Source organism: Cedecea neteri NBRC 105707 = ATCC 33855 (assembly GCF_001571265.1).
GTDB classification, from domain to species: Bacteria; Pseudomonadota; Gammaproteobacteria; order Enterobacterales; family Enterobacteriaceae; genus Cedecea; species Cedecea neteri.
Genome location: NZ_BCTL01000001.1, coordinates 57,891 through 73,469 on the forward strand (window position 1 = coordinate 57,891; position 15,579 = coordinate 73,469).

At 56.7% G+C, this 15,579-nt stretch carries 17 protein-coding genes; 10 read left to right on the plus strand and 7 right to left on the minus strand.

The annotated features are described in order from the left end of the window. Positions 1–7 precede the first annotated feature (7 nt). From cheR to flhE, 7 genes are all read left to right on the plus strand, one after another. Complete coding sequence (cheR, locus tag CNE01S_RS00285; protein WP_045782963.1) at positions 8–874, plus strand: protein-glutamate O-methyltransferase CheR; 867 nt, start codon at positions 8–10, stop codon at positions 872–874. Next, complete coding sequence (locus tag CNE01S_RS00290) at positions 871–1,920, plus strand: protein-glutamate methylesterase/protein-glutamine glutaminase (RefSeq protein ID WP_038481767.1); 1,050 nt, start codon at positions 871–873, stop codon at positions 1,918–1,920. The genes cheR and CNE01S_RS00290 overlap by 4 nt, the downstream gene beginning before the upstream one ends. 19 nt (positions 1,921–1,939) lie before the next feature. Beyond that, complete coding sequence (gene cheY / locus CNE01S_RS00295; RefSeq protein WP_008453900.1) at positions 1,940–2,329, plus strand: chemotaxis response regulator CheY; 390 nt, start codon at positions 1,940–1,942, stop codon at positions 2,327–2,329. Positions 2,330–2,339: 10 nt separating this feature from the next. Further along, positions 2,340–2,990 carry a protein phosphatase CheZ gene (gene cheZ, locus CNE01S_RS00300; protein ID WP_039294603.1) on the plus strand — a complete coding sequence of 217 codons (651 nt, stop codon included), beginning with the start codon at positions 2,340–2,342 and terminating at the stop codon, positions 2,988–2,990. Positions 2,991–3,132: 142 nt separating this feature from the next. Beyond that, positions 3,133–4,284: a flagellar biosynthesis protein FlhB gene (flhB, locus tag CNE01S_RS00305; protein ID WP_061272152.1), complete on the plus strand. Its 1,152-nt coding sequence runs from the start codon at positions 3,133–3,135 to the stop codon at positions 4,282–4,284. Next, on the plus strand, positions 4,277–6,355 hold the full coding sequence (gene flhA, locus CNE01S_RS00310) for a flagellar biosynthesis protein FlhA (protein WP_061272155.1): 2,079 nt from the start codon (positions 4,277–4,279) through the stop codon (positions 6,353–6,355). Before flhB ends, flhA begins: the two co-directional genes overlap by 8 nt. 3 nt (positions 6,356–6,358) lie before the next feature. Then, positions 6,359–6,754: a flagellar protein FlhE gene (gene flhE, locus CNE01S_RS00315; RefSeq protein ID WP_061272157.1), complete on the plus strand. Its 396-nt coding sequence runs from the start codon at positions 6,359–6,361 to the stop codon at positions 6,752–6,754. Between the two features lie 122 nt (positions 6,755–6,876). On the opposite strand, the gene argS is transcribed toward flhE, so the two are convergent. Beyond that, a complete protein-coding gene (gene argS, locus CNE01S_RS00320; RefSeq protein ID WP_061272158.1) occupies positions 6,877–8,610 on the minus strand; it encodes an arginine--tRNA ligase in 1,734 nt (577 codons plus the stop codon). Positions 8,611–8,854: 244 nt separating this feature from the next. Here argS and CNE01S_RS00325 point away from each other — a divergent pair, with 244 nt between their 5' ends. Further along, the gene (locus CNE01S_RS00325; protein ID WP_061272161.1) at positions 8,855–9,421 is read left to right on the plus strand and encodes a VOC family protein; all 567 of its coding nucleotides are present in this window, start codon (positions 8,855–8,857) and stop codon (positions 9,419–9,421) included. Here the strand turns inward: CNE01S_RS00325 and CNE01S_RS00330 are convergent, their stop codons facing one another. Continuing rightward, positions 9,422–10,561 carry a MalY/PatB family protein gene (locus CNE01S_RS00330; protein WP_061272162.1) on the minus strand — a complete coding sequence of 380 codons (1,140 nt, stop codon included), beginning with the start codon at positions 10,559–10,561 and terminating at the stop codon, positions 9,422–9,424. A gap of 91 nt (positions 10,562–10,652) precedes the next feature. Between CNE01S_RS00330 and cutC the strand changes: the two genes are divergently transcribed. Next, positions 10,653–11,402 carry a copper homeostasis protein CutC gene (gene cutC, locus CNE01S_RS00335; protein WP_061272165.1) on the plus strand — a complete coding sequence of 250 codons (750 nt, stop codon included), beginning with the start codon at positions 10,653–10,655 and terminating at the stop codon, positions 11,400–11,402. A gap of 225 nt (positions 11,403–11,627) precedes the next feature. Next, on the plus strand, positions 11,628–11,906 hold the full coding sequence (locus tag CNE01S_RS00340) for a YdgH/BhsA/McbA family protein (protein ID WP_061272167.1): 279 nt from the start codon (positions 11,628–11,630) through the stop codon (positions 11,904–11,906). Positions 11,907–11,960: 54 nt separating this feature from the next. Here the strand turns inward: CNE01S_RS00340 and cmoB are convergent, their stop codons facing one another. The 5 genes from cmoB to CNE01S_RS00365 form a co-directional block, all read right to left on the minus strand. Further along, positions 11,961–12,932: a tRNA 5-methoxyuridine(34)/uridine 5-oxyacetic acid(34) synthase CmoB gene (gene cmoB / locus CNE01S_RS00345; RefSeq protein WP_061272169.1), complete on the minus strand. Its 972-nt coding sequence runs from the start codon at positions 12,930–12,932 to the stop codon at positions 11,961–11,963. Further along, the gene (gene cmoA, locus CNE01S_RS00350) at positions 12,929–13,672 is read right to left on the minus strand and encodes a carboxy-S-adenosyl-L-methionine synthase CmoA (RefSeq protein WP_061272171.1); all 744 of its coding nucleotides are present in this window, start codon (positions 13,670–13,672) and stop codon (positions 12,929–12,931) included. Before cmoA ends, cmoB begins: the two co-directional genes overlap by 4 nt. A gap of 39 nt (positions 13,673–13,711) precedes the next feature. After that, the gene (locus tag CNE01S_RS00355; protein WP_061272173.1) at positions 13,712–14,107 is read right to left on the minus strand and encodes an MAPEG family protein; all 396 of its coding nucleotides are present in this window, start codon (positions 14,105–14,107) and stop codon (positions 13,712–13,714) included. 70 nt (positions 14,108–14,177) lie between these two features. Continuing rightward, positions 14,178–14,996, minus strand: coding sequence for a DUF72 domain-containing protein (locus CNE01S_RS00360; protein WP_061272175.1), 819 nt, complete (start codon positions 14,994–14,996; stop codon positions 14,178–14,180). After that, entirely contained in the window at positions 14,993–15,559 is a 567-nt protein-coding gene (locus tag CNE01S_RS00365; RefSeq protein ID WP_061272177.1) for a hydrolase, read from the minus strand. The genes CNE01S_RS00360 and CNE01S_RS00365 overlap by 4 nt, the downstream gene beginning before the upstream one ends. Positions 15,560–15,579 lie beyond the last annotated feature (20 nt).

Sequence of the window (15,579 nt, forward strand, 5' to 3'; positions counted from 1 at the left end):
AGGCGCTATGACATCATCGACGCCCACGGGGCAACAGTCATTAATGCTACAGATGACACAGCGTCTGCCGCTCTCCGACGCGCATTTTCGTCGGATATGCCAGTTGATTTACCAGCGCGCGGGAATCGTGCTGGCCGACCACAAACGAGACATGGTTTACAACCGTTTGGTTCGCCGCCTGCGTCTGCTGGGGCTGGATGATTTTGGCCGCTACTTAGGCATGCTGGAGGCCAACTCCAGCAGCGCCGAGTGGCAGGCGTTTATCAACTCGCTGACCACTAACCTGACCGCTTTTTTTCGCGAAGGACACCATTTCCCGATCCTTGCGGAACACGCCCGCAAACGTGCCGGGGACTATAAAGTCTGGAGCGCGGCGGCTTCGACAGGTGAGGAGCCTTATTCCATCGCCATTACACTGGCGGATGTGCTGGGGGGCGGGGCTGGTCGCTGGAAGGTTTTTGCCAGCGACATCGACACGCAGGTGCTGGAGAAAGCGCAGAGCGGTGTTTATCGCCAGGAAGAATTGAAGACGCTTTCGCCGGTACAGATGCAGCGCTACTTCATGCGCGGCACGGGGCCGCATGAAGGGCTGGTTCGCGTGCGAAGCGAGCTGTCGAATCATATTGATTTTGCGCCGATCAACCTGCTGGACAAGCAGGCGCCGGTGCCGGGGCCATTTGACGCCATTTTTTGCCGCAATGTGATGATTTATTTCGATAAACCTACACAGCAGGCGATTTTGCAGCGCTTTGTTCCGCTGCTGAAACCCGGCGGATTGCTGTTTGCCGGGCATTCGGAGAACTTCAGTAACCTCAGCCGTGACTTCTGGCTGCGTGGTCAGACGGTCTATGGCCTGAGTAAGGAAAGAACATGACGAAAATACGTGTCTTATCGGTCGATGACTCTGCGCTGATGCGGCAGATAATGACGGAAATTATCAACAGTCATAGCGATATGGAAATGGTTGCTACCGCCCCGGACCCGCTGGTGGCGCGCGATCTGATTAAAAAGTTCAATCCGGATGTGTTAACGCTGGATGTCGAAATGCCGCGCATGGACGGCCTCGACTTCCTGGAGAAGCTGATGCGCCTGAGGCCTATGCCGGTGGTGATGGTTTCCTCGCTGACCGGTAAAGGCTCTGAGGTGACGCTGCGCGCGCTGGAACTGGGGGCTATCGACTTCGTGACCAAGCCGCAGTTGGGCATCCGCGAAGGGATGCTGGCCTACAGCGAAATGATTGCCGAAAAAGTGCGAACGGCCGCCAGGGCTAAGATTGCCGCGCATGCGCCAACCGCGGTGCCTGCGACGCTGAAAGCCGGGCCGCTGCTTAGCTCGGAAAAATTGATTGCGATTGGGGCTTCAACCGGTGGTACCGAAGCCATCCGCCACGTGCTGCAGCCGCTGCCGCTTTCCAGCCCGGCGCTGCTGATAACCCAGCATATGCCGCCTGGTTTTACCCGGTCGTTTGCCGAGCGCCTGAATAAGCTCTGTCAGATAAGCGTCAAAGAGGCGGAAGACGGCGAACGCGTGCTGCCGGGCCATGCCTATATCGCTCCTGGCGATAAGCACATGGAGCTGGCGCGCAGCGGCGCGAACTATCAAATCAAATTACATGACGGCCCACCCGTGAACCGGCATCGCCCGGCCGTGGATGTGCTGTTCCATTCGGTGGCGAAACACGCGGGGCGTAACGCCGTGGGTGTGATCCTCACCGGGATGGGTAATGACGGTGCCGCCGGGATGCTGGCGATGCACCAGGCAGGGGCGTGGACCATCGCCCAAAACGAAGCAAGTTGTGTGGTGTTCGGCATGCCGCGTGAGGCCATCAATTCTGGTGGCGTCAGCGAAGTGGTCGATTTAAGCCAGGTTAGCCAGCAGATGCTGGCGAAAATTAGTGCCGGACAGGCAATACGTATTTAACTGAAGGAGCCCGGATTTTATGGCGGACAAAGAACTCAAGTTTCTGGTCGTAGACGACTTTTCAACCATGCGCCGCATCGTGCGCAACCTGCTTAAAGAGCTGGGTTTTAATAACGTTGAAGAAGCGGAAGACGGCGTAGACGCGCTGAACAAACTGCAGGCCGGTGGTTTTGGCTTTGTTATCTCTGACTGGAACATGCCGAACATGGACGGTCTGGAACTGCTGAAAACCATTCGTGCCGACGGCGCGATGTCAGCGATGCCGGTGCTGATGGTCACGGCAGAAGCCAAGAAAGAAAACATCATTGCAGCCGCACAGGCCGGGGCAAGCGGCTACGTCGTTAAGCCATTCACGGCGGCAACACTGGAAGAGAAACTGGGCAAAATTTTCGAAAAGCTCGGCATGTAAGGAGGCGCAAATGCACTCATCAACAAACCCGGCAACAGAGATACACGAGCATTCACCGACCGATATCATTGCACGTATCGGCAGCCTGACCCGCATGCTGCGTGACAGCCTGCGTGAGCTGGGGCTCGATCAGGCCATCGCTGAAGCGGCCGAAGCTATTCCTGACGCCCGCGATCGCCTGGACTATGTCGTGCAGATGACCGCGCAGGCCGCTGAGCGTGCCCTGAACTGCGTGGAGCTGTCTCAGCCTCACCAGAACCAGCTGGAAAGCGAAGCAAAAGCGCTGAGCGGCCGTTGGGATGCATGGTTTGAAAATCCGATCGAGCTGAAAGATGCGCGTGAACTGGTGACCGATACCCGCAGCTACCTGTCAGGCGTCCCGGAGCACACCAGCTTCACCAACGCCCAGCTGCTGGAAATCATGATGGCACAGGATTTCCAGGACCTTACCGGTCAGGTTATCAAGCGTATGATGGACGTTATCCAGGAGATTGAACGCCAGCTGTTGATGGTGCTGCTGGAAAACATGCCGGAGCCAGACGCTCGCGCTAAGCGCGTGAACGAAGGCTTGCTGAACGGCCCACAGCTTGATGCTACCGCCGCAGGCGTGGTGGCAAGCCAGGATCAGGTTGATGATTTGCTGGACAGCTTAGGGTTTTAAAAACACCGGCGGCCTCTCGCGTGCGTGGGGGAGGCCGCCGCTTAACGTCAAAATAAACGTACAAAAACGTTTGTAATTCCTCTATTAGCCCAACCGGGCTCTGGCATGCTGTCCTTGAAAATGCGGCCACGAGATTGTTGCGGTGTCTGAAGATAGCGATCAGGAAAAAACAGAAGCCCCCACGGCCCATCGACTTGAAAAGGCGCGTGAAGAGGGGCAGATCCCGCGTTCCCGTGAACTGACTTCCCTGCTGATGTTGCTGGTGGGGCTGTGCATTATCTGGATGGGCGGGGCTTCGCTGGGCAAGATGCTCGGTGCGATGCTGTCCGATGGCCTGCACTTTGACCATAAAATCATCAACGACCCCAGCCTGGTTGTGAATCAGATTAGCCACTTGATAAAGCTTGCCGTGATGGCGCTGCTGCCGCTGATTTCCGGCCTGGTTATTGTGGCGATAGCCGCGCCGATGCTGTTGGGCGGGGTGAATTTCAGCTCAAAAGCTATTCAGTTTAATCTCGGCAAGCTCAATCCGATTACCGGGATTAAGCGGATGTTTTCCATGCAGACGGCGGCGGAACTGCTGAAAGCAATGCTGAAAGCGGTTCTGGTGGGCTGCGTGGCCGGCTGGTATTTGTGGCACAACTGGCCGGCGATGATGCGCCTGATGAGTGAGTCCCCGGTGACCGCGCTTGCCAGCGCGCTCAACATGGTAGCGCTTTGCGCCCTGCTGGTGATTCTGGGCCTCATCCCGATGGTGGGCTTTGACGTCTTCTTCCAGATTTACAGCCACATTAAAAAGTTACGCATGACCCGTCAGGATATTCGTGACGAGTACAAACAGAACGAGGGCGATCCGCACATTAAAGGGCGTATTCGTCAGCAGCAGAGAGCGATCGCGCGCCGCCGCATGATGGCAGATGTGCCAAAAGCTGACGTTATCGTGACGAACCCGACCCACTATGCGGTAGCCCTGCAGTACGACGAAAACAAAATGAGTGCGCCCAAAGTCCTGGCGAAAGGCGCCGGACTGATCGCTCAGCGCATTAAAGAAATTGGCAATGAAAACCGCATCCCGATGCTGGAAGCCCCTCCGCTGGCGCGTGCGCTGTACCGCCATGCGGAAATAGGCCAACAGATCCCCGGCCAGCTTTATTCTGCCGTGGCGGAAGTGCTGGCCTGGGTCTGGCAGCTGCGCCGCTGGCGCGTGGCGGGCGGCTTAATTCCGAAGAAACCTGAAAATCTGCCGGTGCCTGAGGCGCTGGACTTTGCAAACGAGAAGGACTCCGATGGCTAATCTGGCTGCGATGTTGCGCCTGCCGGGCAACATGAAATCTGGGCAATGGCAAATTCTTGCGGGACCGGTACTGATCCTGCTGATTCTGTCGATGATGGTGCTGCCGCTGCCGCCGTTTGTCCTCGACCTGCTGTTTACCTTTAACATCGCGCTGTCGATCATGGTGTTGCTGGTGGCGATGTTCACCCAGCGCACGCTGGACTTCGCGGCTTTCCCTACCATTCTGCTGTTTACCACTTTGCTGCGCCTGGCGCTGAACGTCGCCTCTACCCGTATTATCCTGCTGGAAGGGCATACCGGTGCCGCGGCGGCGGGTAAAGTGGTTGAGGCGTTTGGCCACTTCCTGGTGGGCGGTAACTTTGCCATCGGTATCGTGGTGTTTATCATCCTGGTTATCATCAACTTTATGGTTATCACCAAGGGTGCAGGGCGTATCGCCGAAGTGGGCGCGCGTTTTGTGCTGGACGGGATGCCGGGTAAACAGATGGCTATCGATGCCGACCTGAACGCCGGGATCATTGGCGAAGAGGAAGCGAAAAAACGCCGTTCTGAAGTGACCCAGGAGGCTGACTTCTACGGCTCAATGGACGGGGCAAGTAAGTTTGTGCGCGGCGACGCCGTGGCCGGGCTTATCATCATGGTGATTAACGTGGTCGGCGGCCTGATGGTCGGCGTTATCCAGCACGATATGGCGATGGGCGCGGCGGCACAAAGCTATACGCTGCTGACCATCGGTGACGGCCTGGTGGCGCAGATCCCCGCGCTGGTGATCTCCACCGCTGCGGGCGTGATCGTTACCCGCGTGGCGACTGACCAGGACGTCGGTGAGCAGATGGTCACCCAGCTGTTCAATAATCCGCGCGTAATGCTGCTGGCCGCTGGCGTGCTGGGGCTGCTCGGCATGGTGCCGGGGATGCCGAACTTTGTTTTCCTGCTGTTTACCGCCGCACTGCTGGGCTTAGCCTGGTGGATGCGTGGTCGCCAGATGGCCGCGCCGGAAGCGCCTCAGCCGGTGAAAATGCCGGATAATAATCAGGCCGTGGAAGCGACCTGGAATGACGTGCAGCTGGAAGATCCGCTGGGCATGGAAGTGGGCTATCGCCTGATTCCGATGGTCGATTTCCAGCAGGACGGCGAGCTGCTGGGCCGTATTCGCAGTATTCGTAAAAAATTCGCTCAGGAGATGGGGTTCCTGCCGCCGGTGGTGCATATCCGCGACAATATGGATCTGCCTCCTGCACGTTACCGTATTCTGATGAAGGGCGTAGAAATCGGCAGCGGGGATGCTTACCCGGGCCGCTGGCTGGCAATTAACCCCGGCACGGCCGCCGGGACGTTACCGGGCGAGGCGACAATTGATCCGGCCTTTGGCCTTGCGGCTATCTGGATTGAAAGCGCATTGAAAGAGCAGGCGCAGATTCAGGGCTTCACCGTGGTTGAAGCGAGTACCGTGGTGGCAACGCACCTGAACCACCTTATCGGGCAGTTTGCGCCGGAGCTTTTTGGCCGCCAGGAAGCGCAGCAGCTGCTTGATCGCGTCACGCAGGAAATGCCTAAGCTGACCGAAGACCTGATCCCAGCGGTGGTGACGCTGACCACGCTGCATAAAGTGTTGCAAAACTTGCTTGAAGAGAAGGTGCCGATCCGCGATATGCGTACCATTCTCGAAACGCTGGCGGAGCATGCGCCTATTCAGAGCGATCCGCATGAATTGACCGCCGTGGTTCGCGTGGCGCTGGGCAGGGCTATCACGCAGCAATGGTTCCCAGGCACCGGCGAAGTTCAGGTCATTGGGCTGGATGCCTCGCTTGAGCGTCTGCTGCTGCAGGCATTGCAGGGCGGTGGCGGCCTTGAGCCGGGGCTGGCCGATCGCCTGCTGGAACAGACTCAGGATGCGTTACAGCGTCAGGAGATGTTGGGTGCGCCGCCGGTTCTGTTGGTGAACCACGCCCTGCGTCCGCTGCTGGCGCGTTTCTTACGCAGAACGCTGCCTCAGCTGGTGGTCCTGTCGAGCCTCGAGCTGTCTGACAACCGTAACATCCGTATGACGGCCACAATCGGAGCGAAATAAAGAATGAAAGCGTTACTTTTGATGCTGCTGGTGCCGTTTGGTGCGCTGGCGTTAGGTGAGGGCTCATGGCAGGACAGCGGTATCGGCGTAACGCTGAGCAACCGTGGCGTGACGGCATCGTCCCGGCCGCTGAAACCGATGCAGCCCGTGACCGGCAGAATGACGCTGATTGCCTGGACCTATGTGCTGGATGGCCCGACGCCTGCCGGACTGACGGTCAAACTTTGCTCGCCAACCAATTGCACGCCTCTCGAGGGCGATAACGGCACCACACGCGGCCTGACCAACACCGATGCGAATCAGCCTTTGCGGTTTGTCTGGGAAGTGCCGGGCGGCGGCTCGATGTACCCGCCGCTGCGGGTGCGCAGTAATCAGGTTATTGTTAACTACGTCCAGTAAGCCTCTGGTTTCGTCAACCGGTCTGTATGCGTGTTAATGCATTGTTCTCCTGACAATGTCTGATTCGTCTAAAAAAGAAAACCCGGCACACTGGCCGGGTTTGTTGTTTCTACGTCTGAGACTTACATACGCTCTACGGTTTCGATACCCAACGTATCCAGACCCAGCTTCAGGGTCTTCGCGGTGAGCAGCGCCAGCTTCAGGCGGCTATTGCGGGTCGCTTCATCGGCGGCGCTGAGAATCGGGCAGTGTTCGTAGAAGCCGGAGAACAGGCCTGCTACATCGTAAAGGTAAGCGCACATGACGTGCGGGGTACCGTCGCGAGCAACCACGTTCAGCGTCTCTTCAAACTGCAGCAGGCGAGCGGCCAGCTGGGCCTCACGATCTTCGGCAATCACAACTTTGGCTTTCAGCAGTTCGGCTTCGCCGAGGTTTGCCTTGCGGAACACGGACAGCACGCGGGTGTAGGCGTATTGCATATATGGCGCGGTATTGCCTTCAAAGGCCAGCATGTTGTCCCAGTCGAAGATGTAGTCCGTGGTACGACTCTTGGACAGGTCAGCGTATTTCACCGCGCCAATACCTACCGCTTTTGCCAGATTTTCCAGTTCGTCCGCAGGCATGTCCGGGTTTTTCGCCGCAACCAAGCCGCGGGCGCGTTCCATCGCTTCATCTAGCAGATCGGTTAACTTCACGGTGCCGCCGGAGCGGGTTTTGAACGGTTTGCCGTCTTTGCCCAGCATCATGCCGAACATCTGATGCTCCAGCGTGACGGACTCAGGCACGTAACCTGCTTTGCGCACGATGGTCCACGCCTGCATCAGGTGCTGGTGCTGGCGGGAGTCGATGAAGTACAGCACGCGGTCGGCATGCAGGGTTTCGTAGCGGTATTTCGCGCAGGCGATGTCGGTGGTGGTGTACAGATAACCGCCGTCTTTCTTCTGGATGATCACGCCCATCGGGTCGCCGTCTTTGTTCTTGAACTCGTCAAGGAACACCACGGTCGCGCCTTCGCTTTCTACCGCCAGACCTTTCTCTTTCAGGTCGGCAACAATTCCTGGCAGCATTGGGTTGTAAAGGCTTTCACCCATGACGTCATCGCGGGTCAGCGTCACGTTGAGGCGCTGATAGGTTTTCTGGTTCTGCGTCATGGTGATGTCGACCAGCTTGCGCCACATCTCACGACAGTATTCGTCGCCGCCCTGCAGCTTAACGACGTAGCCGCGTGCACGCTCGGCAAAGGCTTCGTCTTCGTCGTAGTGCTTTTTGGCGGCGCGGTAAAACTCTTCCAGGTCAGCCAGGGCCATTTCGCCGGCGTTTTCCTGCTGCTGTTTTTCCAGGAAGGCGATGAGCATGCCGAACTGGGTACCCCAGTCGCCGACGTGGTTCGCGCGGATGACTTTGTGGCCCAGGAATTCCAGGGTACGTACGGCGGCATCGCCAATGATGGTGGAGCGGATATGGCCCACGTGCATCTCTTTGGCAACATTCGGCGCGGAATAGTCCACCACGATAGTTTGCGGTTCAGACACGCTGACGCCCACGCGGTCAGACGCCACGGCTTGATCGACGTTTTTAGCGAGGAATGCCGGGTCGAGGAAAATATTGATAAAGCCTGGGCCTGCAATTTCAACTTTGCTGGCGATCCCGGTCAGATCGAGGTTGGCGATGACCTTCTCTGCGACCTGTCGCGGCGGCATACCCAGCGTTTTAGCAACGGACATCACGCCATTGGCCTGGTAGTCGCCGAACTGGACTTTTGCCGACTGACGAACCTGCGGCTCGCAGTCCGCTGGTGCGCCTGCAGCAATCAGCGCCTGGCTGACTTTTTCTGAGAGAAGAGACTGAATATTCACCGGGATACCTTACAATTTGTACTGGGCCGCCGCATCAAGGGCAGCCTGAAAATGAGGAACGAAACAGGGCGTGAGTATAACGTTATTTGCGGCCTGGCGTCAGCAAAAGCCTCGCTCACGGGCCGTGCAATTATTATTAACGGCGCAATGAATAACCATTCATCGGATTTTGGCCCCGGCGGGGAGTTGGCTCGCTCTCAGGAACAGGGTAGATTACGCGCTTTCTGAAAAAGAGGATGACGGCATGGCAAACTGGCAGGCGGTAGATGAACTGCATGATATTTCGGCAGATCTGCCGAGATTTACGAAAGCGTTAACAGAACTTGCCACTCGACTCGGGCTGGAAATTGCTCCGCTTGATGCCGATCACATTTCTTTGCGCTGCCACCAGAACGCAACCGCCGACCGCTGGCGTGCGGGGCTGGAAAAATGCGGCACGTTGCTGAGTGAAAATGTGATTAACGGTCGCCCGATTTGCTTATTCAAGCTGGATGAGCCGGTGTGCGTTGAGCACTGGCAGTTTACGGTGGTGGAGCTGCCCTGGCCGGGCGAAAAGCGTTACCCACACGAAGGCTGGGAGCACGTTGAAATTGTGCTCCCGGGCGAGCCGGAAACGCTTAACGCGCGGGCGCTGGATTTGCTGTCCGACGCCGGGCTGCGTGAAACGGGAATTTCGGTGAAAACCAGTTCACCGAAAGGAGAGCGTGAAAGGTTGCCTAACCCAACGCTTGCGGTGACCGACGGTAAAGTGACGATAAAATTCCACCCCTGGAGCATCGAGCAGATCGTCGCCAGTGAACGGGCAGAGTGATTAACGCTGCTTCACCGCGTTTTGCAGGCGACGGATGGCTTCATCAAGCACCGCCGCCGTACAGCCAAAGTTAATTCTTACAAACTGCTTCTCGCCGAAATCTGCTCCGGGCGAGAAACCCAGACCGGCATCAAGAAAGAACTCAGCCGGGTTCTCTACGCCTAATCCGCTGGCATCAACCCAGCCGAGGTACGTGGCTTCCGGGGACTGCATATTCAAACCTGGAATGTTGTTTACCGCGGTGACCAGCTTGTCACGGTTAGCGCGCAGATAAACCAGCAGTGCCTGCAGCCACGCCTCGCCGTCTCGCCAGGCCGCTTGCGCCGCCGTCAGAGCAAGGACATCGACTTCAGGCACAATGCCTGTGCGAGCCGCTTTGAACTTACGCCGCAGTTCAGGATTGGGAATAACGGCCACCGACGCGCCAAGCCCGGCAATATTAAAGGTTTTGGACGGAGAGAGCAGGGTAATGGAACGCTGCGCCGCGTCTTCGCCTAACGTCGCGAAAGGAATGTGTTTTGCGCCAGGCTCAAGCAATAAATCGCAGTGGATCTCATCGGAACAAACGACTAAATCGTGGCGCCGGGCAAAGGCCAGATGCTGTTCCAGTTCGTCACGGCGGTAAACCGTACCGCCAGGATTTTGCGGGTTACAGAGCAACAACAGTTTTTCATTGCCCCTCATGCTAGCCGCTAATGAATCAAGGTCGATAATCCAGCGTTTTTCTTTCAGCCTGAGTGGGGCATTAATCTGTGCCCGGCGGGCAAGCAGGGAGGCTTTGCGAAACGGTGGGTAGATAGGCGTGGGGGCTATCGTCGCTTCTGAATCAGCGGTAAAGGCTCGAACGCATAAATTCAGGCCAGCGACTACGCCGGGCAAAAAGACCAGCCATTCGGATTTGATGTGCCACTGATAGCGTTCGGCGAGCCTTTTTATGATGACGTCAATCAGCTCATGCGGGCGCGCACCATAGCCAAATACGCCGTGCTGGACGCGCGCGTGTAGCGCATCGAGGATGCAGGGCGGCGAGCGAAAATCCATATCAGCAACCCACATTGGCAGCACGTTTTCAGAAAATTTATTCCACTTCGAGCTGTCGCTGTGACGCCTGTCGATCCCTTCATCAAAATTGAATGCCATAGTACGCTACCTTTTTGTGGACCTCTTTTCAGATTATCATTCCGTGACGGGGACACAACCGGCGAACTGCAGGTTTTATCAGGAGTAATCAATGGCTTTACTTGAAATATGCTGTTATGGAATAGATTGTGCTGTGACTGCAGAACAGGCCGGCGCGGACAGAATTGAACTCTGCTCGGCGCCTAAAGAAGGCGGGCTGACGCCCTCCGCTGGCGTGTTGCGCCAGGTAAGACAAAAAGTGTCGATTCCGGTGCATCCGATTATTCGCCCGCGCGGCGGTGACTTTTGTTACACCGACGGCGAATTTGCCACCATGCTCGAGGATATCGCTTTTGTACGAGAGCTCGGTTTCCCTGGGCTGGTGATCGGCATGCTTGATGAGGACGGCAATATTGATTTGCCGCGTATGGAGCAGGTGATGCAGGCCGCCGAAGGGATGGCCGTGACGTTCCACCGCGCCTTTGATATGTGCCATCATCCGCTGCAGGCGTTCGAACAGCTGGCGGCATTAGGCGTTGCGAGAATACTGACTTCAGGACAGCAGCAAACGGCCGAAACGGGAATCTCACTTCTTCGGGAACTAAAACAGCATTCCCGTGCTCCAATTATTATGGCTGGCGCAGGCGTGCGTTTGAGCAACGTTAGTAAGTTTGTTGCAAACGGTATTGAAGAGTTGCACAGCTCGGCGGGGCGTTCGGTGCCTTCCCCGATGCGCTACCGCAAAGCAGGGGTTTCGATGAGCGCCGATGCTGAAGCCGATGAATTTAATCGTTACTGCGTGGATGCAGACGTAGTAGCGGCCATGAAAAACGCGCTGGCGGGATCAAACCCGTCGCACTGAAAAGATTTCTACCGCGCATCATGTCGCCCAATATGATGCTTGCTCGTACCAGGCCCCGGCGGATTGCTGGGGCTTTTTTTATTTTGTAATCCGTGAAGCGTTATGTAACTGGTTCTGCTTTTTTTGCACACATTGTTTAACATCGTTTGCCAGTCACTTACGTTACAAAACACCCCATTGTGAATAATCCTCTCCGACAACTATCAATGTTAGAGGGAATTAAAAATGAAAAAAATAACTGCAACTGTGATCCTGGCTCTGTCATCCGTCTTTGCATCTGCCGCTTTTGCCGCACCACTGCCTCAGGTGCTTAACGGCAGCGCCGTGGGTGAGGAGCAAATTGGGGTGGTTTCCGTCAACGGCGTTCGCGGCAGCACCGATGACGCTATCAACCAGCTTCAGGTCAAAGCCGAGAAAATCGGCGGCAGCAAAATTAACATTACCGGCCTTGGCACACCGAGCGACTCCAGCCTGTGGAGCGGTACCGCACAGGTCTATCGCTAAGTGATAGCGAAGACAAAAAACCCGGCATTCAGCGCCGGGTTTTTTGTTTGCGGATTATGGCTTGCGGGCCACCAGAACGGCACGCAGCGGGGCGGGGTAGCCTTCAATGGTTTTGCTGTTGTCGTTCGGGTCGAGGAAATCACCCAGCGATTCTGTGATCATCCACGAAGTGCGGCGCTGTTCTTCCTGCGTGGTGACGCAGTGGTCGACAATCTTCACGTCGACAAAACCGCATTTCTCCAGCCAGTTTTTTAACGCCAGCGCGGACGGAATGTAGTACACGTTACGCATCTGAGCGTAGCGCTCGCCCGGCACTAAAACGGTATTTTCATCGCCTTCCACCACCAGCGTTTCCAGCACCAGCTCGCCTTCTTTGACCAGCTGATTCTTCAACTGCCAGAGGTGATCCAGCGGCGAGCGGCGATGGTAAAGCACGCCCATAGAGAACACGGTATCAAAGGCGTTCAGCTCCGGAAGCTGCTCAATGCCTAGCGGCAGAACATGGGCACGCTGATCGTTACCCAACAGCTTGCGCACGGCTTCGAACTGGCAAATAAACAGCTGCATTGGATCGATGCCAACCGCAAGCTGCGCGCCTGCGCCAATCATCCGCCACAGGTGATAGCCGCTGCCGCAGCCCACGTCGAGGATGGTACGCCCGGCAAGCGGGGAAATATGCGGCAAGACGCGATCCCACTTAAGATCCGAGCGCCATTCGGTGTCGATATCTACGCCATACAGCGAATAAGGCCCTTTCCGCCACGGCATCAGGTTGCGCAGCAGCTTTTCAATGCCCAACCGCTGGCCTTCGCTCAGCGGCGCAGCCGACTCGGCCGTCACGCTGTGCAGCAGGTCTAGGCGGTGCGGGGTCATTTCCGGCAGGTAATTTACGGTGTTGTACCAGTGCTTAAACTGGCCGTGCAGGGATTCGCGCTGCCAGCTGGCAATCTGCGCAGGCAGCGTTTCCAGCCACGGAGCAAGATGGTTTTTGGCGATCAGCTGATAAAAATTACCGAAATCAATCATGCTGTTTCTCCGGATTTGACGGCCACCAGAGAGCCAAAGTTAAAGCACTGGAACCATAGCTCGGCGTGCTCAAAGCCCGCCTGTTTAAGGCGTTTTTTATGGGTTTCAACCGAGTCGGTCAGCATCACGTTTTCCAGCATGCTGCGCTTCTGGCTGATTTCAAGTTCGCTGTAGCCGTTTGCACGCTTGAAGTCGTGGTGCATGTTAAACAGCAGCTCGCCGACTTCGGCGTCTTCAAAACTGAATTTTTCCGAAAGCACCAGCGCACCGCCAGGCTTGAGGCCCTGCCAGATTTTATTCAGCAGCAGTTGACGATCGTCGGGCTCAAGGAATTGAAGCGTAAAGTTCAGCACCACCATCGAGGCATTTTCAATCGCAATATGGCGAATGTCGCCTTCGATAACCTCAACCGGCGTCTGCGCTTTAAAGGCGTCCAGATGGCGACGACAGCGTTCGACCATGGCCGGTGAGTTGTCGACGGCGATGATTTTGCAGCCATCGTGATGGATGTTGCGTCGTACCGATAATGTTGCCGCGCCCAAAGAGCAGCCAAGATCGTAGACCTGGCTGTTGGGCTGCACGAAGCGCTCCGCCAGCATGCCAATCATGGAGATGATATTGGAGTAACCTGGCACCGAGCGCTGGATCATATCGGGGAAGACTTCGGCTACCCGTTCATCAAAGGTCCAGTCGCCCAGTTTGGCTATCGGGGCGGAAAACAGCGTATCGCGGTCAGACATAACGTTAAATCCGGAAATTCGAAAGGGGCGTATTTTGCGTTAATGGAGCGAGAAAACCAACTCCCACGGCATATACCATAAGTTGGCTAATACCATCAGCAGCAGTGAACACCATGTGGCACCCATGCCGGAACGGCGCCAGCGAATAAGACGATGATGGTATCCGTAGTAATGCAGCAGGCGTCCGACCAGCAGCATAATACCGCAAATATGTACCATCCAGGTTTCGGCGCCGTCCATCTCCATCAGCAATAAAAGCAGAAGGGAAATGGGAATATATTCCACCGCGTTGCCGTGAATACGAATGGCGCTTTGGAGTTCACTAAAGCCGCCGTCGCCGTAAGAAACGCGGTACTGCATGCGCAGGCGAACAACGTCGAACGAAAACTTAATTAACAGCAGAGCAGCCAGCACCGCATATAGCGCGCTTACCATATTAACTCCATGTCGAAATAGCTACGGCTCACGCTATGATAGCTCGCAACCGGAGTGCTGTCGCTAGTGGTTAGAAAAGTGTGGCCTGTTGCGGGATCGCGGGCGGAGCACCTAATTCAGGAAAAGCGTGCTGTAGCGCGGGCCACAGGGTATGAACCAGTTCCGGCGCCTGGGCGATGTCCGGAGTGTGGAGGAAAAGGTACGGCGTTGTTGTTGTCGCCCATTCCGGCAGCTTTTTTAACCAGACGTCGAACAGCGCGGCGTTTTGCACCATGTTATCGCTGCCGATAAACCGCACCAGGGGATTACTGGCCGTGACAATGGCGTGTACCGGGACTTTGGGCTTTTTGCGTTGGGCTTCCCGCACGGCTTCGTTGTGCGGTACGGCGCTATGAATAGGGCGGCTGTCGAGGATTGCACGGTTCACTTTGCGTTCGTGCAGGCCGCGGTTCAGCGCCTGCTCATCCGCGCCTTTGTCGAAAAAGGCCGGGTGCCGAACTTCAACGCCATAGGTAAATTCTGCCGGCAACGCGTCGAGGAAATGCCACAAAGCGGGAAGATCGCCGGGCCCAAACGCTGCCGGTAACTGAAGCCAGTATTGCCCGATGCGGCCAGTCAGCGGTGACATGCGGTCGAAAAACTCGGCGGTGAGATCGCCACAGTTGCGAAGGGCGGCGGTGTGGGAAATGGTGGCGGGAAATTTAAAACAGAAGCGAAAACTGTCGCCTGTCATTTCCCGCCAGCGCTGTACGATTTCCGCTTTCGGCAGAGCGTACAGCGTGGTATTGCCTTCCACACAGTTGAAGTGGCGGGCATAATCTTCCAGCGAAGTGATGCCCAGCCGGTTCCATTTCGGGTGCTGCCACTGTGGAAGGCCGATGTAAATCATAGCGAGGCGATTATCTCGTCGGTGCTGCGAATGCGTGAAATACGCGGGAAGATAAACTTCAGGCTGTGATTATGCTGCTCGGCGCTGGCGGCGCTGCAGGCATCTTCAGCCAGAACCAGTGAGAAGCCCATTTCCCAGGCGTTGCGCGCGGTAGACTCGACGCCAATGTTGGTTGAAATACCGCACAGGACAATGGTGTCGATGCCGCGACGGCGCAGCTGCAGCTCCAGATCGGTGCCGTAAAACGCGCCCCACTGGCGTTTGGTCACTTCAAGGTCGCTGTCTTTTTTACCGAGCGCGGCCGGATAGCTCCACCAGTTCTCTGGCAGGGCATGACCCGGAGGTGCGGCATCAACAGGTTGTTTCAGGGCTTCGGCGTAATCGGCCGACCAGCCCACGCGCACCATCACCACCGGCGAGCCGTTAGCGCGGAATTTCTCAGCCAGTCGCGCTGCACGAGCCACGACGTCGCTGGCGCTGTGGGGACCACCGGCAAACGGTAAAATGCCGTCCTGCAGGTCAATCACCACCAGGGCAGTATGGGATGCGTTGAGTTGTGTCATTGTGACTCCGGTTAACAGGG